At 67.0% G+C, this 18,099-nt stretch carries 19 protein-coding genes; 4 read left to right on the plus strand and 15 right to left on the minus strand.

The window, feature by feature from the left end; translation table 11 throughout:
* Positions 1-47 precede the first annotated feature (47 nt).
* From ACFV8T_RS36360 to ACFV8T_RS36415, 12 genes are all read right to left on the minus strand, one after another.
* Positions 48-413, minus strand: a complete 366-nt coding sequence (locus tag ACFV8T_RS36360; RefSeq protein WP_385335951.1) for a glycoside hydrolase family 15 protein — start codon at positions 411-413, stop codon at positions 48-50.
* A complete protein-coding gene (locus tag ACFV8T_RS36365; RefSeq protein WP_385335913.1) occupies positions 323-1,942 on the minus strand; it encodes a glycoside hydrolase family 15 protein in 1,620 nt (539 codons plus the stop codon). Before ACFV8T_RS36365 ends, ACFV8T_RS36360 begins: the two co-directional genes overlap by 91 nt.
* 69 nt (positions 1,943-2,011) lie before the next feature.
* The gene (locus tag ACFV8T_RS36370; RefSeq protein WP_385335914.1) at positions 2,012-2,815 is read right to left on the minus strand and encodes a DUF3825 domain-containing protein; all 804 of its coding nucleotides are present in this window, start codon (positions 2,813-2,815) and stop codon (positions 2,012-2,014) included.
* A gap of 184 nt (positions 2,816-2,999) precedes the next feature.
* Positions 3,000-3,584 (minus strand): hypothetical protein, encoded by a 585-nt coding sequence (locus ACFV8T_RS36375; protein WP_385335916.1) that lies wholly within the window; start codon positions 3,582-3,584, stop codon positions 3,000-3,002.
* A 301-nt stretch (positions 3,585-3,885) separates the two neighbouring features.
* A complete protein-coding gene (locus ACFV8T_RS36380) occupies positions 3,886-4,710 on the minus strand; it encodes a hypothetical protein (RefSeq protein ID WP_385335918.1) in 825 nt (274 codons plus the stop codon).
* A 125-nt stretch (positions 4,711-4,835) separates the two neighbouring features.
* Entirely contained in the window at positions 4,836-5,765 is a 930-nt protein-coding gene (locus ACFV8T_RS36385; RefSeq protein ID WP_385335920.1) for an SAM-dependent methyltransferase, read from the minus strand.
* Positions 5,762-6,967: an acyl-CoA dehydrogenase family protein gene (locus tag ACFV8T_RS36390; protein ID WP_385335922.1), complete on the minus strand. Its 1,206-nt coding sequence runs from the start codon at positions 6,965-6,967 to the stop codon at positions 5,762-5,764. Before ACFV8T_RS36390 ends, ACFV8T_RS36385 begins: the two co-directional genes overlap by 4 nt.
* A 55-nt stretch (positions 6,968-7,022) precedes the next feature.
* Complete coding sequence (locus ACFV8T_RS36395; RefSeq protein ID WP_385335923.1) at positions 7,023-7,541, minus strand: GAF domain-containing protein; 519 nt, start codon at positions 7,539-7,541, stop codon at positions 7,023-7,025.
* Positions 7,538-8,116, minus strand: a complete 579-nt coding sequence (locus ACFV8T_RS36400; protein ID WP_385335925.1) for an ATP/GTP-binding protein — start codon at positions 8,114-8,116, stop codon at positions 7,538-7,540. The genes ACFV8T_RS36395 and ACFV8T_RS36400 overlap by 4 nt, the downstream gene beginning before the upstream one ends.
* 28 nt (positions 8,117-8,144) lie before the next feature.
* Positions 8,145-8,513, minus strand: a complete 369-nt coding sequence (locus ACFV8T_RS36405) for a DUF742 domain-containing protein (protein ID WP_365690455.1) — start codon at positions 8,511-8,513, stop codon at positions 8,145-8,147.
* 1 nt (position 8,514) lies between these two features.
* Positions 8,515-8,967: a roadblock/LC7 domain-containing protein gene (locus ACFV8T_RS36410; RefSeq protein WP_385335926.1), complete on the minus strand. Its 453-nt coding sequence runs from the start codon at positions 8,965-8,967 to the stop codon at positions 8,515-8,517.
* Between the two features lie 44 nt (positions 8,968-9,011).
* Positions 9,012-10,463, minus strand: coding sequence for a sensor histidine kinase (locus tag ACFV8T_RS36415; RefSeq protein WP_385335928.1), 1,452 nt, complete (start codon positions 10,461-10,463; stop codon positions 9,012-9,014).
* Between the two features lie 1,295 nt (positions 10,464-11,758).
* On the opposite strand from ACFV8T_RS36415, the gene ACFV8T_RS36420 reads away from it, so the two are divergent.
* Together ACFV8T_RS36420 and ACFV8T_RS36425 are read left to right on the plus strand one after the other, a co-directional pair.
* On the plus strand, positions 11,759-12,355 hold the full coding sequence (locus ACFV8T_RS36420; RefSeq protein WP_385335930.1) for an ATP-binding protein: 597 nt from the start codon (positions 11,759-11,761) through the stop codon (positions 12,353-12,355).
* Positions 12,352-13,395, plus strand: a complete 1,044-nt coding sequence (locus ACFV8T_RS36425; RefSeq protein ID WP_385335932.1) for an aldo/keto reductase — start codon at positions 12,352-12,354, stop codon at positions 13,393-13,395. Before ACFV8T_RS36420 ends, ACFV8T_RS36425 begins: the two co-directional genes overlap by 4 nt.
* A gap of 331 nt (positions 13,396-13,726) precedes the next feature.
* On the opposite strand, the gene ACFV8T_RS36430 is transcribed toward ACFV8T_RS36425, so the two are convergent.
* Positions 13,727-14,593, minus strand: coding sequence for a 2'-5' RNA ligase family protein (locus ACFV8T_RS36430; protein WP_385335934.1), 867 nt, complete (start codon positions 14,591-14,593; stop codon positions 13,727-13,729).
* 8 nt (positions 14,594-14,601) lie between these two features.
* Complete coding sequence (locus tag ACFV8T_RS36435) at positions 14,602-15,966, minus strand: hypothetical protein (protein ID WP_385335936.1); 1,365 nt, start codon at positions 15,964-15,966, stop codon at positions 14,602-14,604.
* A 521-nt stretch (positions 15,967-16,487) separates the two neighbouring features.
* Between ACFV8T_RS36435 and ACFV8T_RS36440 the strand changes: the two genes are divergently transcribed.
* Positions 16,488-17,387, plus strand: coding sequence for a helix-turn-helix transcriptional regulator (locus tag ACFV8T_RS36440; RefSeq protein WP_385335938.1), 900 nt, complete (start codon positions 16,488-16,490; stop codon positions 17,385-17,387).
* Positions 17,384-17,620 carry a DUF397 domain-containing protein gene (locus tag ACFV8T_RS36445; RefSeq protein ID WP_327276458.1) on the plus strand — a complete coding sequence of 79 codons (237 nt, stop codon included), beginning with the start codon at positions 17,384-17,386 and terminating at the stop codon, positions 17,618-17,620. Before ACFV8T_RS36440 ends, ACFV8T_RS36445 begins: the two co-directional genes overlap by 4 nt.
* Before the next feature lie 32 nt (positions 17,621-17,652).
* Here ACFV8T_RS36445 and ACFV8T_RS36450 read toward each other — a convergent pair.
* The coding region (locus ACFV8T_RS36450; RefSeq protein WP_385335941.1) for an IS3 family transposase at positions 17,653-18,099 on the minus strand (447 nt) is incomplete at its 5' end.

Here is an 18,099-nt window from a genome sequence, read left to right on the forward strand (position 1 = left end):
TGTGCAAGCACGGCTGGGGGCACCGGGGCGTAGTGTGCGCGACCTGGTCACCGGACAGCCGATTCCGGCTCACCAGCTGCGGGAGCTGCAGTGATGCGTTGGCGCGGCATCTGGGAGAGGGCATCCTTCACGGCCTGCTGCCTGCGTGCGGCGGCGTCGATGGCGAGCGCGGTGTCGATCAGCGGCCCGTGGCTCAGGCCCTGCGGGTAGTTGCCCACCTGGCGCTGGAGCCGGGAGTCCCATTCCTCCGCGAGCAGGCCCAGGTCGTTGCGCAGGGACAGCAGCCGTTCGAAGAGCTGGCGGGCCTCGTCGACCCGGCCGATCATCGCCAGGCCGTGCGCCAGCCAGAACGAGCAGGCCAGGAACGCGCCTTCGTCGCCCTCCAGGCCGTCGACGCCCGCGTCCTCGCCCAGGTGGGGTAGCGCAGCACGAAGCCGTCCTCGGTGGACAGCTCGCGCTGGATCGCCTTGATCGTGCCGATCACGCGCTTGTCGTCCGGCGGCAGGAAGCCCATCTGGGGGATCAGGAGGAGGGAGGCGTCCAGCTCCTTCGACCCGTAGGACTGGGTGAAGGTGTTGCGCTCCTTGTCGTAGCCCCGGTCGCAGACATTGCGGTGGATTTCGTCGCGGAGGTTGTGCCACCGCTTCAGTACCCCGGGGGTGACGTCGGTGCCGCCGGACTCGATGAGCTTGATGGTGCGGTCGACGGCGACCCAGGCCATCACCTTCGAGTGGACGAAGTGACGGCGCGGCCCGCGCACCTCCCAGATGCCCTCGTCCGGCTCGTCCCAGCAGTCTTCCAGGAGGCTGACGAGCCGCAGCCACAGGTCGGTGGACGGGACGTGCGGTTTCGGATCCGACTGCCGGGCCAGGGACAGGAAGTCGACGACCTCGCCGTACACGTCCAGCTGGAGCTGGCCCGCCGCGCCGTTGCCGACCCGGACCGGGCCGGAGTTCTCGTAACCGGGCAGCCAGTCCAGCTCGGCCTCGCCCAGCTCGCGCTCGCCCGCGATGCCGTACATGATCTGCAGGTTCTCCGGGTTGCCGGCGACCGCCCTCAGCAGCCACTCGCGCCAGGCGCGGGCCTCCTCGCGGTAGCCGGTGCGCAGCAGGGAGGAGAGGGTGATCGCGGCGTCGCGCAGCCAGGTGTAGCGGTAGTCCCAGTTCCGGGAGCCGCCGATGTCCTCCGGCAGGGAGGTGGTCGGCGCGGCGACGATGCCGCCGGTCGGCGCGTACGTCAGGGCCTTGAGGGTGATCAGGGAGCGGACCACGGCCTCGCGGTAGGGCCCGTGGTACGTGCACTGCTCGACCCATTCGCGCCAGAAGTCCGCGGTGGCGTCCAGCGAACCCTCCGGGTCCGGCAGGGCCGGCGGGCCGTGGTGCGAGGGCTGCCAGCTGATCGTGAACGCGATCCGGTCACCCGGCGCGACCGTGAAGTCGGAGTACGTCGTCAGGTTCTCGCCGTACGTGTCGGCGGGGGTGTCCAGCCAGACGGAGTCCGGACCGGCGACGGCGACCGTACGGCCGTCGACCTTGTGCACCCACGGTGTGACCCGTCCGTAGCTGAACCGCATCCGCAGCTCGGAGCGCATCGCCACCCGGCCGCTGATCCCCTCCACGATCCGGATCACCTGCGGCGCACCGTCACGCGGCGGCATGAAATCGGTCACTCTGACCGTTCCGCACGGTGTGTCCCACTCCGATTCCAGGATGAGGGAGTCCCCGCGGTAGCGGCGGCGGTCCGCGGCCGGCGGCTGCGTCCCGTCCTCCCGCGCCGGACCCAGGCGCCAGAAGCCGTGCTCCTCGGTACCCAGCAGTCCCGCAAAAATAGCGTGTGAATCGAAGCGGGGAAGGCACAGCCAGTCCACTGTGCCGTCCCGGCAGACCAGGGCGGCGGTCTGCATGTCTCCGATGAGTGCGTAATCCTCGATGCGCCCGGCCACGTGCGTCCTCGATTCGTCGTCGGTGTGTGGTCATGAGGGTGAGCGGGTGTCGATGAGACAGGGCCCGGTCTACATGGGGGGATTGAGCCAGTGAGCGGTCGGCCGGGTGACGAGCCGTGCGGCCTTGTACGCGTCGGCGAGCGACACGATGGCGGTGCTGCGGTAGGCCATGTCGCCGCGGGATATCACCAGTGCCGCGTCCGGTGTTGCGGGGGTCGCCAGGTAGAGCGGCAGCAGGAGCTGTAGCTCTGCCTTGCCCGGCTGCCACGCGGGGACCGCTGTCCCAGGATTGCGTTTCGCGATGTCGATGGTGCGGTGAACCGCACCTTCGAGCGCGAGTTCCAGGCCGAGGGGGATCTCCCTGAGTGCGGCCGGGAAAAGACTGGAAACCATGGAGGTGAACTGGCGGGCGACGAAGTTCAGGGGCAGGTCCCAGTCGAAGGCGTAGGCGTGAGGGTCCTGCGAGTACGAGGCCCCTTCCGGGAGTTCGGTGTACGCCTCCAACTGGCGGGTGCCCGCCACCCGCCAGCCGGCCAGATACCAGTCCTGTCGGTCGGCCTGGCGGTTCGGCTGGAAGACGCCGTAGATGAATTCGTGCTGTGGCGTGATGAGCCGCGTGTTGAAAACGCACGTCTGGCTGTCGGGGCTTGGCACGACCGAGTTCGTGACCAGAGACTGCTCGAAGGTCCAGGTCACGTAGTGCTTGAGCACCGCGAGCGAACCCCGCTCGGCGGCCGAGAACCTGTCCCAGGGCTCATCCACGGCCATCCGGGCGAGCTCGTCGAACGAGTCCGCGGACCCGGTGCCCGCCTGCCGCTCCTCTGCGGGACGGACGTGGCCGAGCCAGGCGAAGGCGCTCAGCTGGCCGCGCATTGACGAGTTCCCCCTCCCTCCGAGCGCGGAACTCCCAGCGCCGGAGGGCGTGCTGCCGACGGGGAGGCTGTGCGGGTAGCCGGAATCCGCAGCGGTGATCGACGGGGTGGTGTGCAGGGGTGACACGACAGCCTTTCAAGTCGGAATGGGTGCGGTGTGGGCTGCCGGGCGGATGCTCGCCCGGTCAGGCCGTGGTGAACGGGTGTGACCGGTCTGGGGCGGACTGCGCCGGTAAAGTGCCCGACATCGCATGCGCGTCCTGGACCAGGGCCCGGATGCCGGGTATCTCACGGGCCTCGTGCTGCAGTAGATGGGCCGTGCCGCCGTCGGCAGTCCGCACTGTGCGGACCGGTTCCCACGCGAGATGTTCCGACAGATGCCGGGCCAGCTGGGACGGGGCGACCCGCATCCGGACCCACGCGTGTCCGGTGTGGGCGGCCCGGTCGCTGGCCCACGACGTGATGACCCAGCTGAGCCGGTCCGCGGCCAGCGCCGGATCCGTGACTATCCGGACCAGTCCAACAGCACGCTGCGCCGCTTCGCGGGCCGGCCAGCCGACATGGGGTGTCTGGTCAACGATTGTCGCTGTGGCGACGACCGCCCCGTCACAGGTTAGAGCGAACGGCTGGGCGGCCGCCTCTTCGGCTGCAGTGAGGGGGCAGTAGCGGATGAGGCCGATACCTCTGTACTCGGCCCACCGGACCCGTGCCCTCCACAGAGCAGTGACCGCAGGCAGGTCGTCCGGCAGCATCTCGCGTATCTCGTACACAACATTCCTTGGGAATTTCGCTCTGGAACAGGGGTTGACGGGCGGCCCCCCGCTCGTGCAGGGCGTCGTCAATGCGGCCGACCAGGGACCGGGGCGTTGGCAGTCCACTGCGGGGATCCCGGTGATGACGGAGCTGACCGCATGGGTGCCGTTCTCCACGGTCGGCCTCGGGCGGACCGCCACCCGGCGGGGAGCGCTCTGCCGGGTGGGCGTAGCGTCTTGTTTGTCAGATGCGACGTCACGCAGACCCTCCGGCCCGCTGGGAGAGGGGCGGGTGGGGAGCGCAGGGGCGCGACCAGTGTCATGTCATGGTCCTCAGCCGGGTCGCCCATAGCTCCGGCTCGGACATCTCGCGCTGACTCGGAAGGAGGAGCCCGTCGCGCCATACCTGGTTGAGGCGCTGGATGCCCACGCTCTGAACCGCCGCTTCCACCAGCTTGCAGCCCACCGTGTACGGGATCTGCCGCGCCGCATACATGTCGGCTACACGTGGATCGCCGGCAACCCGGAGGTAGTGGTCGGAGCGGGGCGCGGTGTCGGCGTCGACCGGAGTACCGAAGAGTTTCCGGGTCATCTGCCGGTCGGCCCAGCGGGCGTGTCCCTCCTCCAGGATCGAGATCGCAAGGCGGGGCGGGGCCGAGCGTGAATCGGCCCACCGTGTGCCGTGCTTCGAGGCCCGGTTCTGTGCGTGGTGTACCAGTTCGTGAGCCACCACCTGCGTCAGGTACTTCTCGTCCGTGGACACCCCGGTGTGAAGCAGCCCCTCCGGCGTCAGGATTGTCTGGGAGAGCAGGTCCGGCCCAGGCATCGTTGCGCCCATCACCAGGTCACGCAGGAGCGGCGCCGTTCGCCGGAACGTAGACCGAGCGGCCGCTTCCCTGCGCACGACGGCCGGCATCTTCCACCACGGCTGCCGCGCGCGGAGTGCCGTGAACGCCTGGTCCATCTGGGACTGCTGTTCGGACTGCCAGGTCTGCGGGCTGACAATCCGGAAGATCACCAGGTGCGGCAGGTCCAGTTCCGTCGTCGGTTGCACCAGCGGCACGACCTCGGTGAGGATCCTGTCGACGCGGTGCTGGAGGGTTGCGTTGGTCCCCGTCTCGTCGAGGACCTTAATGTCCGTCATGCTGCTGCTCCCGTACTGATGGCCTGGCCGCTGCGGCGGGTCGCAGAGGCCCGTTGGAGGGTCGTCTCTGGGGACCTGTACTCAGGTCCCCAGAGACGACCGGTCTGGGGTGTGGCGGTGGATGGTCAGTGGTGTGCGTGATCCGGGTGCAGGGCGATGGCCGCGTACGTGCCCGTGGCGTGGTCCGGGAGGTGCGCGTGCGGGTTGCCCTGGTGGTAGCGGGACAGGGCGACCACTCCCGGTCTTCTCAGAGGCCATGGGGCGAGCAGTTGTGCGATCTCGGTCCCAGAACGCGGATGGAAGGGGAGTTCGGCCTTTGAGAGGTGACGGGCGGCGGCTGCTGCTTCGCGCTCGCAGAAGTCGGCCGTGACGTGGGTCATGGAGATCGCGCTGCCCGGCGGAGCCCAGGCCCTCACCTGATTGAGCACGAAGCCGGCTTCCGCCGTGCTCGTCGCACCCAAGGCGCCGCCGTGGGCGAGTATGCCCACCGGTTCCCCGGGGTCCAGGCTCTGCACGGCCGGGGCTCTGAGCACACTGAAGATGTTCCGGAAGTCCGCGTGGACGAAGGGGTGACTGCGCGGGATCGCCGTCAGGCACGTTCGCGTGTGACGGGCCATCGCCATGTCGGAGTCGACGTGGACGACCCTGGCTCCGGGTACGGAAGCGCACACGGGTTCGTGCAGTTCGTCGGATGTGGTGCCGGTGGGCAGCAGACCGGAGCCCAGGTCCAGGAACTGCGAGATCCCGTACTCCGACGCGAGGGCCGCGACAGTCAGGTGCCCGTGGACGCGGTTGATCAGCACGGCCGTCTCCAGCCACGGTGCCACTGCTCTCACACGGTTGGCGACCTGCCTGTCTGCAGGGTAGTTGTGGCGCCCGCCCAGAAGGTAGTTGGCGATACGGGCCGAGGACGGGCGGCAGGCCCAGCTGCGAGTACGGTCCGGGCCCTGGTGAAGGGCGGCTGGACCGGTGCTGGCGCGTTGCCCGGCAGTGCCGGCGAGTTGCTGAACCGGGTCCGGTGTCCGGGTTGCACGTGCGTGCCTGGTTGCGGTCATGCGGCTGCCCCGGCCGCAGTCAGCGGGGAGGGGAACCGCTGCGACCACTGATCGTGCTCGGTGCCCAGCGATTCCTGTCCCAGCCGCAGTATCTGGATGTCTCCGGTTCCGGCGGGCGCGTACGTGTGCTCCGCGTCGCGGAAGAGCCGCTCGATCGGGCGGCTGGTCATGAGACCGGCCGCACCGTGGACATCCATGGCAGTGCGGGCCGAGTCACGCACCAAATCGACGTTGACGAGCTTGGCGTTGATGAGCAGTTCGTCGCACGGCTTGCCCTGGTCCAGGAGGCGCACGGCCTCGTACGCGATGCTCCGGGCGGTGGTGAGGCGTGACGTCAGCAGTCCCAGCTTCTCCCTGATCGTCGGCAGCTCCGAGAGCGGGCGGCCGTAGAGAATGCGTTTTTGGGCGTAGGCGATCGTTTCGTCCACGAGGGCCTGGTGAATTCCGAGTGCCACCGCAGTCAGGTTGGGCCGGCCGTAGAGCACGCTGGAGGAGTAGGCGACATCGAGGCCGTCTCCAGGGACGCCGAGCAAGTTCTCCTCCGGTACCCGGCAGTTCTCCAGGATGAGCTCTCCGAAGGAGAACCCGCGCAGTCCCATGGCGGGTATGTGCTCGCTGACGGACAGGCCGGGCCGGCCGGACTCGACCAGGAACGCCGACAGGCTCCTTCGCCCCGCCTTCTTCGAGGTACGCACCACAATGCCGTGCAGGTTCCCGACGTGGGAGTTGCCGATGTAGCACTTGCGGCCGTTGAGCACGTAGTCATTGCCCCGGCGCTGCGCTGTGGCCTGCATGCCCAGGACATGGCTGCCGGAGTCCGGCTCGGTCACCGCGATAGTCGGAAGGACGGTCCCGGCCGCGACCTGTGGGAGCCAGGTCGTTTTCTGCTGATCGTTTCCGAAATGGAGGATCTTTGCCATGCCGAGCTGGGACGCCTGCACCGCCGCGCCCATCGCGGGGGACACCTGGGCGATCTCTTCGATGACGAGGGTCTTGGCGACATGGCCGACGCCCATCCCTCCGTACTCGGGGGGAATGGTGGCACCGATCCACCCCTGCCGGGCCATCAGGGACACCAGATCCCGCTCGACGGCGCCGCTCTGTTCCATCTCCGCCACCCGCGGGGCGACTTCGCACTCGGCGAAGGTGCGCACCGCCTGGCGAAGCTGTTCGTGCTGCGGTGTCAGATACAACCCGGACATCGTGTGCTCCCCTCCCTGTTCGGTGACGTTCGTTGTTCGGTCGCGCTGGTGGTCCTCACCGCGGCAGGTATCCGGCCCGCCTGTGGATGAAGTCGAGGACGGCGTCCCGGTGGGACTTGATGAGCGCGAGCATCGCCTGGCCCTCGCTCTTGGGCTGACTTTCGCGCCCGACGAAACACACCGTGCCCAGCACGACGCCCTCATGGATCAGAGGTGCGCCGGCGTAGCTGCGGATGCCGATCTGGTCGGCCACCGGGTTGGACGCGAAGCGCGGGGCGACGTAGACGCTGGGCAGGACCAGCGCGTTTCGTCTCCGCGCGACCTCGGGGCAGTAGCCGTGGTTGAGGGGCATGCTGCGGCCCACGGCCGGCAGCTCGCCCCCCTGAGGGGTGGCCAGCCCGAAGAACTGCTGGTGCTGCGTGCCGAAGATGTTGACCATCGCGTACGGGACGGCCGCGGCAAGGCTGAGGCGCACGGCGAATTCGTCGAGCTCGGGATCGGGGCCCGTGAGACCGAGAGCGTGCAGCAGCTCGGCCCTGCGCTTGTGATCCGGCTGTAGGGCGGGCGTGCTCATGCGTGCGCTCCGAGGCTTGGGGTGGTGGCATGGGTACGGGACACCTGGGTTTTGATCCGCAGTTCGATCAGGCAGATCAGCACGTCCAGTGCGGATGCGTGGTTGCGGGCGTCGCAGATCAGCACGGGGACGGATTCCGGGAGCCGCAGGGCGTCGCTGACCTCGTCCGTGCTGTAGCGCAGGGCGCCGTCGAACTCGTTGACGGCCACGACGAAGGGGGTGCGGCGCTGTTCGAAATAGCCGATGGCAGCGAAGGAGTCCGTGAGTCGGCGGGTGTCGGCCAGGACCACGGCGCCGACGGCTCCGTGGCAGAGGTCGTCCCAGGTGAACCAGAAACGCTCCTGACCTGGGGTGCCGAACAGGAACACTTCAGTGTTGAGACCCTTGAGGCTGATCTTGCCGAAGTCCATCGCGACCGTCGTTGTGGTCTTGGCCCCGATTCCGGTCAGGTCATCGGTGTCCTGACCAGCGATGGTCAGCGACTCTTCGGTGATCAGCGGCCTGATCTCGCTGACCGTGCCCACCAGCGTGGTCTTGCCGACACCGAAACCGCCCGCGACCAGGACCTTCAGCACCGTCGGTGCTGCATGACCGCGTGCGGAGTCAGACCAAGCGTCGTAGGCCGGCAACGACTGCCTCCAGGAGGTGATTGTTTTCGTGCGGGGCAATATCGGCGGGAGCGGTGAGGACCAGCGCTCCGAGGTCGAGAAGGTCGCAGACCAGGACCTTGGTGACTTGGACGAGCTGGCTGCGCAGTCCCGCGAGCTCGACAATGGACCGAGGTGAGATGAGGCAGAGCAGCCGCATGGCCTCGGCCTCGGCGCCGATGTCGGTAGGAGCGGTGGCAGGCCCCGGGCTCAGCAGCGACGTCAGCTGCAGTGCGTACTTCGGGCGGGTGCGGCCCGCGGTGATCGTGTACGGACGCACATCGTCCAGGGCACTGTCGTGCCAGGCGCTACGGCGGGGAGCCACGTCACTGCTCCTGCCCGCCGGTCCGGGCCCTGGTGCTCAGATGCTCGTCGAGGCTCTTGATCAGGATGGTCATTTCCCAGCCGATGGCACCCGGATCCGCATCTTTCCCGGCGATGACTCCCAGGCGCGTGCCGACAGTTGAGGTGTGGCCGGCGGATCCGGCGCTCATCACGAACAGCGTCTCGGTCTCGCCCTCGATGACGAGCTGCCGCACACCGCCTCGCAGAATCCCGCGAGCGAGCGAGTACAGCCCGCTGATGGCTGCGGCCAGCCTGCCCTCCGCCCCGGTGTCGGCTTCGTCGAAGTAGGAGGTGTCGGTCCCGTCGTCGGCGTAGGCGATCGTCAGGCCATCGGGGGCGACGAGCACTACGTGGTGGGCATGAGGAGTACGAGACAGGAATCCGGCCAGCAGCCCGTCGAGCGTTGCGCCGCTGGTAGGAACGGTGTCGGGCATGAAACTCTCCTGGTTCTCGTGAGTGGGGGGAACGGGGGCAGGCGTCAGTCGCCGGCCGGGCGTGTGCGTTTGAATCGCGCCATCAGATCGGGACTGGGCGAACCGACCGGCTCCCGCGGTACGTCCGGGGCCGGTGCCGGGACGTGGCCGGCCGGAGTGGCCTCGCGGCGCGGAAGTGCGGGCCTGACGCCGCCATCGCCTTGGTCAGGACGGCCATGCGAATGCCCGGTGTCGTCTCCGCCGGTGGTGCACTGGGTCTGCGGGAGGCGCCGGGGGAGCCCGGCCACGGGACGCTCCGGACCCGCCGACACTGTGAGACCACCTTGCGCGGGCACCGCGGCCGGCGTGTGAGAAGGGGCCGCTGCGTGTCTCGGGGCCGGCTGCTCCGCCAGTGTGACGAGCAGCCTTCCGGGAAGGACAACAACCGCGCGTATGCCGCCCATCACATCCGAGTGCAGCTCGATGACGACGCCATGCCGCCTGGCCAGCAGCGCGGCGACCAGCAGACCGATCTGCCCTTCTCTGAGACGACTGCGCGGGTCGGCCCCTTCCGGGCGCGCCAGCAGATCGTTCAGAGCGGCGCGCTTCTGGGCGGTCATGCCCGGGCCGCGGTCGACGATCTCGATGGCCAGTCCGTCCGTCACATGGCTGGTGCGTACCTCGACATCGGTCGCCGAGAACCTCGTCGCGTTCTCCACCAGCTCGGCCAGCAGATGCACAACGCTCGGGCTCACATAGCCGGGCAGGGCGACGGGCTGATCCGAATGCACGATCTGCACACGGGGGTAGTCCTCGATCTCGCCGGTCGCCATGCGGAGCACGGTGGCGACCAGGACCGGCTCGACAGTGCGCGTCGGTAGGTCTCCGCCCAGCACCGCCAGACTCTCCGCACCCCGGCGCATCCGCGTCACCAGGTTGTCGATGCGGAACAGCTCACCCAGCAGGTCGGGGTCCTCGACCTCACATTCCACTTCGTCCAGGACGGCCAGGGTGCGGTAGATGAGCGAGTGCAGGCGCGCAGAGATGGGCCGGAAGATCTCGGCCAGCTCCGCTTCCTGGTTCAGCAGATGATGCTGGTGGGCGGCCGCGGCAATCACTGCCTGCCATGCCACGGTCTGGCCGTGCGTCAGCGCCGCCAGGGCATCGGCGTACAGGTCGCCGGTCTGCTGGAGCGGCGGCGGCGGGGCGTGATGGACGAGGACGCGTCCTTGCTCCACCTCCGATGCCGCCCAGACGATCTGCTGTCGGCCTATTTCGATCAGTCCGGAGATCTCCTGCAGGGCCTGCTCGGCCCGGGCCTTCCCCGCCTGGGCTTCCTTCAAGCCCTTTTCGGCCTCGGCACGCTGTGACGCGGTACGCGCGAACGTATCGCGCGCACTGCGGGAGCGCAGGTACATCCGCCACGTCGCGGCGCTCGCCGCCGAGGCCCCGGCCGCGACGGCGGCCGGCATCGGCAGCAGACCGAGACTCTCGGCCGCCCACGCGCAGCCCACCACTGCCGCAGCCAGAGCACTGGACGTGGCTGCAGGAGGAAGAGGGAACCCACTTCCGGAATGCAGCGCCCTGTCGGCTCCGCTCGCGGTCCGGCGGCGGCGTCCTGAAGCCGGCCGCGTGCGGAACACATGCTCAGGCACAGGTCACCTCAAGGGGACGGTCCCCGACAACGGACCAGAGCGCGACCGCCGACCTCGGGGATCGCGAGCGGCTCAGACCGTGGTGCAGTGCCGAGCGTGCGGTTACCGGCGCATAGTCAGAAGAGTTGTGGGACGGGAGGAGCCAGAGACGAGCGGCGCACTGCACGCGGGAAGAAGACTGTTCAGGGTCAACGCACGACCACTGCCCTTGCGAGAGGCAGGCCGAGTGCGGAGCACCCCAGGTGTCGGCGGTGCCCGCCTCGACCGGAATCAGCAGAACGCCGTGCGGCCTGCAGTAGAGGATCGGGCCCACGGGCTCCCCCTCCATCCGCAGTCTCTCGACCGCGGGCAGCCCGATCCCCGCACTTGTACGGACGGTGTCGTGGCGGGGCGGCAGCACCGCCGGGCGGGGCTGCTCGGCAGTGGCGATATGCCAGGACAGGTTCGTGCTCAGAAAGGGAGACATCGGGACTCCGGTCAAGGCCTTCACCATCGAAGGGCGCGGCAGGTTGTGAGCGGAAGCCGCTGGAGAAGCAGCGGGAATGACGGAAGGGAGGCCACCGGGGCCGGCGAAGGGGCCGTAACCGACGGGGGACGGTGGTAGGTGGTTCGGGAGTGGATCTCGTCTGAAACCAAGCCTGATCTCCCCGCCGCGAAAGCGGTACGCCAAACCTTGGCCACGTTGTGGCCATGTCGAGGGCAGCCGACAGCGAACCTCCGCGTCCCTGCGTTCATTTCAAGGGTCACAAGAGCGGAGAAAAGGGTCGATCGGGTAGCGCCCCACGCGCTCCCTGGCGGTATGCGGGGAGCGTGGCCATAACGTGGCCATCTTCATTGAAGTGCTTGACAATGCTTGTTGAGTTGTACTCGCAAGGGCGCTGTTTGTGTCCTTTGTGATGCTTTTCTCGTTGCGGGACTCATTTTGTAATCGAGGTCCGAGCCGGGGCTCCGGGCACGGTCGGAGAAGTACTGGCCAGGGTTTGCCGGTGAATCGGTGGCTGCACGCCCACATCGGCAGTGGTGAACAGCGTGTGGGGCGGAGCGTTCCCCGGTGAGACCTGTTGCTGTCCATACGGGGCGTGCACGGAGCCGCTGATGGGTGATTCCGGCCTCCAGACCGGCCGGGCCGAGATCACGGCAGCCGATATGGCCACAACATGGCCAAGGTATGGCGTACCGCTGCCCTGCCTCTGTCGGGGAGGGTTAGCAGCGGGTCGATTTCCCGGCCCACGCCACACGGCGTCTCGAAGAACAAGGAGACGAAGGTGCCGTCGACAACAGCCGAATTCATCCGGGGCCGGAAATTGGGACAACTGGTTGACCATCACGCCTTCGCTCTCAAGGCCAGGAGTGAACCTCTGGCGTGGGCCCGCGAGACGGTTCGCTGGCTGATGAAAGACCGCTCTGACCAGGGACGGATCGACGACACTGTTCTGGTCGCCACCGAACTCCTCACCAACGCGATCCGGCACGCGGGCGGGCCGGTGTCCTTCACCCTCGACCTCTACGAGGAGGGCGTCACCGTGGGTGTCGTCGACTGCGGAACCGATACCACTGCCATTCCAGCAGTTCCTGTCAGCCTCTTGGCCGACCTGAACGAGGGGGAGGCCGATGCCATCGACAGGCTCGACCTACCTGAAGGCGGACAAGGTCTGTTCTTGATCTCTGCGTTCGCCAATGCATGGGGTGTCGAGCTTGTCCCGGCCGGCAAAGTTGTGACTGCAGCCCTCTACTTGCGCGGGAGCAGTGCGTGAGCGATTCCGATCTTGGCGTCCGCCACCTGTGCCGGGGCATCGTCACCAACCCGCTCGGCCTCCACTGCAACATGTCCACTGGCCGCGCGCCGCACGACGAGTCGGAACACATCAATCAGTTCCTGGGGGGCCTTAGCCGCGCGGTTGAGCGGGGGGCGACGCTCTTCGACACCTCCGACTCCTATGACTACGGGCACACGGAACGGGCCATCGGCAAGTTTCTGCGTCGGCATCCGAAACTGCCCCTCCAACTGAGCAGCAAGGTAGGGCAGTTGCGCGGCAGTGCTGAGCACCCGTATGCGGGCCGGCACATCCACCACCAGCTTGAGCAGTCGCTGGAAAACCTCTACGCCGAGCAACTCCACCTGTACACGTTGGACAGCTTTGATTTCGGGCCCGATGACCGGTACTTGGGCAACGCCATCGACGTGATGCGCACGCTCCGTGAAGTGGAGTCCATCAAGGCGATCGGTATGCGCGGGCCGTCTGTCAGCTACGTCGCATCCCCCGAGGAATGGGCGGCAGAGGCTGAACGGTTCCTGTATCTGTTCCGACTGATCAAGCCCGATGTGGTCTGGACGCGATTCAACGCCTTCACCCCAGCCGTTTCCATCGAAGGGGATGACTTGTCCACCTTCACTGCCAGGCACGGCGTCGGCCTGGTGCTGGCAGCCCCCTTGGGCCTTGGTCTTCTTACGGGGAAGGCGTCGTCGCGGGCAGAGCTCTCCCCGAGGCACGCACGACTCATACCTCCACACATGAAACAGGTCGATGAGGGACTCCAGGGGCTTCGCGGCCACTCCGGCGACGCTCCAGGCGCTCTGACCCAGCTGGCCCTCCGCTCTTCCTTGCAACGCGGGGAACAGTGCGTGGTCGTTGTCGGCTTCGACAACGAGCAGCAGGTCGAGGAGAGCTACCGCTGCCTGGGGCACCCGCTCACGCCAGAGGAGCTCGGGGCCGTCGACGACGCCTATGCCGACTTCCGGACTCGCCTCCACGAGGAAGTGACACGCTCGCCCACCAAGGAACTGCAGGCATGACACCGCACCCCAACAGAGCCGTCGCAGTGGGCGGCGCTGGTTGCCGGGGGTAGGTGACATCAGTTCAGGTCTTCGCCTTCCTGGGGAGGAGAAGCGAGTTCGGGGTATGGACTCCCCTTTGCCTCGGTTCCGACACGGGCAAGCCTGTGAACCAGCGCGTCTGGCCGTCGCCGATGTTCCCGCACATGGGCGCTCACTCGCAGGGGTATCGAACGGCAGCGCTACCGGTTGCTGGAAGAGGTGCTCCAGGATTCTGCCGGTGTCGCGCTGGGGGCAGGCTCCGCACTTCGCCGGCCATCCACCGGTCGAAGTACGACGAGCGATGGAGACATCAGCGAGGCAGCGGTCCCCGGTTTGCCCGGCCAACTCCTGTCCCGCCTATGCGAAGTGGCTGCTGAACGTCTTGCTCGTGGTCCAGCACCGCTCCTGCACCATCCGGCGGAACAACGTCATCCGATTCCCCCGTCAGTCCAGCCCGCCTGGTACGCAGGGCAACGCTCCGTACGACGCGCCAACGGTAGGCCGGTGAGGAGCTGGTGGTGCGCCAGAGCTCGACGAGATCCACACGGTTGATCTCCAGGGACACGGGGGCGAGGGTTCGCAGGCGGGCGACGCTCTCGATCACGGGCGCGGCGGACCGTTCCCGGTTGTTGTACTGGATTCCCAGATGGGGCCGGAAGGCAGCGGTGGGCTTGCCGCCGGGTACTCCGGCTTGATGGCCGATCGCGCAGAGGGCGGCATGCAGACGGACAAGCGGCGACCAAGGGGTGAGGGTGAAGCGTACAGCCCCGCGTGAACCGGCAAGGGGATGGGCGGCGATTCGGAAGCTATCCTCAGGCAGCTGCTCGGCCAGTTCAGCGAGAAGTCGCAGCTGCTGGTTCGACACCCTGTCGGTGCTGCCGACGCGGGTCAGCGTCACGTGCAGTCCGTCCGCAGGAACGGGGTCCATGCTCAGGTGCGCGAGTTCGTTCTGACAGTGCCTTGTACGGTCGAGCAGGTGGAGGGCCTCGGGGAACGTGAGCATCCAGTAGTAGGCGCGGCGTCCCTTGCCCCATCCGGGACGCTCCCAGTGGTTCGTCATCTGCTTGACCGCAGTGAACGCATGCCAGTCGTGATCGACGAGCAGCCCGGGATCGACGAGGTCGGGGGGCGGGTGCAGCGGGAACGCCGAAGGATGGACATCCAGTTCGGGCGTCACGACTCTCCTTACTGCTGTGGCGCGAGCTCCGGGCCCGGGCCACTGATGATCGGTTTGGCTTGAGGGTGTGAGCGCCAGTTTCGAAGCTCCTCGGCATACTGGCTTACATCAGCCTCAGCCTGCCAAGGCCTCGCTCGCTCGTACAGTTCATTTGCCCTTTGCCACACGGAAGTGATGGGCGCGGTGGTTCCTGCGTGAAGCGCACTCTGTCCGAGAGCCATGGCCTGTTCAATCTCCGGCTGTTTGTGCTGGAGGAGGGCCGTGGCGACGTCGAGACGGACCAGGGCGCGGCTCCACTCGGAATCGGAGTTCTCGATCAGGCTATCAATCAGTTCTGCACAGGACAGAACCTCGGCTGTGTCATCGAGGGACAGCCGAGCGGTGATCACGTTGGCCAGGGTGCGGGCCGGGCTGTAGGGCGCGAAGGAGATGCATGAAGTGATCCCAGAGGGAAGGCCAGCCAGCCTGTCGGAAAGGTCCAGGGCTTTGCCGATGGATCGCTCCGCGCCCCTTCGGTCGCCTAGACGGGCCAGAGCACGTGCTCGTCCGTTGGCCAGGAGCCGGATGGCTTGATGGCTGGTCGGCGCCATTTCGATTCCGGCTGCCGCCGCAGCGTCGGCTTCGGAGTATCGACGCTGGTAGTAGAGGCTGAGCGACCGGGTGCCGGCAGCCCACATCTGCAGCTGTGTATCGCCGATGTGCTTCGCAAGGACCTCGGCCTCCGTGCAATATGCCTCCGCTACGGTGGGCCCTGATCCGGCGTTGACGGCCATGTAGGCCAAGAGGCCCGCAGCACGGCTGGTTAGCCCGAACAACTCGGCCCGGACCGCCGGTAGATGTTGCCCGCTCAGCAGAGTGTGGAGCGTACTTCGGATCATTCGAGCCTCACCGGCGAGCGCCTGAGGGCCACTGGTCTCGTAGCGGTCCACGATCCCCTGCAATTGCCCACGGAAGTGTTCCAATAACGCCGCATCCACACTGGACCGGGTCAGCGACTCAGTCTGGGCAGCGACTGACAACGGGTCGTCGAACATGCCTGTCTGGGGGGAAGCAAGGGGCCGCGAGCTCTGCCGAACCGCTGGCAAGGGCACGGCCGCCATCAGCATCTTGCTGTCCGAGGTGTGGAACAGCTTCGCTACGGGTTGCTGGAAGAGGTGCTCCAGGATTCTGCGGGTGTCGCGCTGGGGCAGGCTCCGCACTTCGCCGGCCATCCACCGGTCAAAGGTGCGACGGGGGACAGAGATCTCCCCGAGGCGGCGGTTCCCAGTTTGTTCAGCCAGTTCCCGCCCCGCCTTCGCAAAGTGGGTGCTGAACGTCTCGCTCGTGGTCCAGCGCCGCTCCTGCACCATCTGACGGAACAACGTCGGCCGCATAGCCTGTACCTCCGGGACGTCGGCGGATCAGTCGTGCGGGCCCGCCATTCTCTGCAGCTTTCTCAGTACTGAAGGCATCAGGGACCAGGCCGAAGAGCCTGATGCACGCGAACCCGAGAAGATGCTCCAGGACCATCTGGGTCTCGCGCCGGGGGAGCACCTCCAGTTCGCCAGCCATCCACCGGTCGAAAGTACGCCGGGCCACCGCGGCCCCAACCGGTCGGCCGGTACCTGTCACAAGCGCCACTTCGCGGGCCGCTCGCGCGAAGTGCGCGGAGAAGACAGCCCAGCTAACCCAGCGCTGCTCCTCAAGGAGTACCCGGAACAGTGTTGGGCGGGTCAAGACGACAGTCCTCCTGGGACAAGCCAACCGAGACAGCGACAGCCACGACAGGCGACAGCTTCTGCACGCACTGTGACCTGGCTAGGATGCTCCTAATCAACTGTGCTTGACAACTAGCTGAGCAAAATTGCTCGCACTTTTGGTTGTGATACGAGGCGAGCGACGGCACACTGTCGGCATGTCGACTAAAGCGCCCCCGACCTCCATGGTCCGGTCCCAACTGGGCGCCCTGCTGGCCCAACTACGGGTTGAAGCCGGGCTACGCCAGAGCGAGGCCGTGACCAAGGCCGGCGTCCTGGACAAGGGCGGGCTGAGCAGAGTCGAGGGCGGTACCCGAGGAATCACTCAGCCCACCGCCGAGCGCCTCCTGGACTGCTACAACGTCACCGGCGAAGGAGTACGGAACGAGATTCTTGAGCTCATCCGTCTTGACGCGTCACTGAGGCGGAAGCCGCAGTGGTGGAAGAGGCACAACGACGTACTCAGCCCGACCGCCTTCGACAACTACCTTGGCCTGGAAGCGGTGGCCAGTGAGATCAGGAACTACGAACCGCTGGTGATTCCGGGCATTCTTCAGACTCCCGAGTACGCCAGCGCCGTCGTACCCGCACTGCGTCCGGATCTGACCGAAGCTCAGGTCCGGCGGTTCGCTGAGATCCGGGCCGCACGCCAGCGGCGCATCCTGGCCGCCCCCTCGGACCAGGGCGACGGACCTCGGCTGACAATTCTCGTGGACGAGCGGGCGGTCGAGCCTCCCGCAGCCGGGCCGGCTGTCATGAACCGTCAGTTTCAACACCTCATCGATGCGGCCGACCACCCTCGAATTACGCTTCGGATGAGCCTCAAGTCCGTCGGCCTCCACCCAGGACTCACGGGCGGCTTTGTGATCATGAAATTCCCCTCGCACGCGGTCCGGGACGTTGCGTGCGCAGAACTCATGAGCCGCTCCGTCTACCCGCAGGACGAGGACGAAGTCTCCCGCTACCACAACGCATTCGACTGGCTGTGGAAGCGGGCGCTCACCCCCACCGAGACCCAGAATCGTCTCAGAACAGCGATGGAGGAGCTTCAACAGTGAACCCCAGCAAGACCGTCACCACAGGTACCCCTTGCAGCAGCGACGGCGTCCGGTGGCGCAAGTCCTCATACAGCGGCGGGTCCGGAAACTGTGTCGAGTTTGCCTTGGCCCGACCTGGCCAGATCTTGGTCCGGGACAGCAAAATTCCCGGTGGTGCGGTGCTGTCATTCCCTGCTGCGGCACTGACAGCCTTCCTGACCGTCGTAGTCCAGGAGGAGAACCCACCCGCATAGCTGAGGTGACCCCCGGAGTGTGGACACGGGGTTCATGCGGCGAGTGAGAGTTTAGCTGTCTTGTGGTGCTGCTGTTCGAACTCCATCGGGGACAGGTAGGAGAGTGCGCTGTGCCGGCGGCGGGCGTTGTAGTAGGTGAGCCACTGGAATATCTCCAGGCGCGCCTGGCTCATCGTCGTGAACAGCTTCTTGTGCATCGTCTCTCGCTTCAGTCCCTGCCACAGGCTCTCGACCAGAGCGTTGTCATAGCTCGAGCCGACTCTGCCCATGCTTCGACGGATGCCGTGCAGGTCGCAGACCTGGGAGAACGCGGCCGAGGTGTACTGCGATCCGCGATCCGCGTGGAAGATCACTCCGGTGACGTTGCCGTCGCGGGCCGTGACCGCGGCCTGGAGCGCGTCGATGACCAGCTCGGCCCGCATGTGCGGGGCCATCGACCAGCCGAGCACTCGGCGCGACCGGATGTCCACGACGCAGGC

Source organism: Streptomyces sp. NPDC059832, assembly GCF_042731715.1.
Classification (GTDB): Bacteria; Actinomycetota; Actinomycetes; order Streptomycetales; family Streptomycetaceae; genus Streptomyces.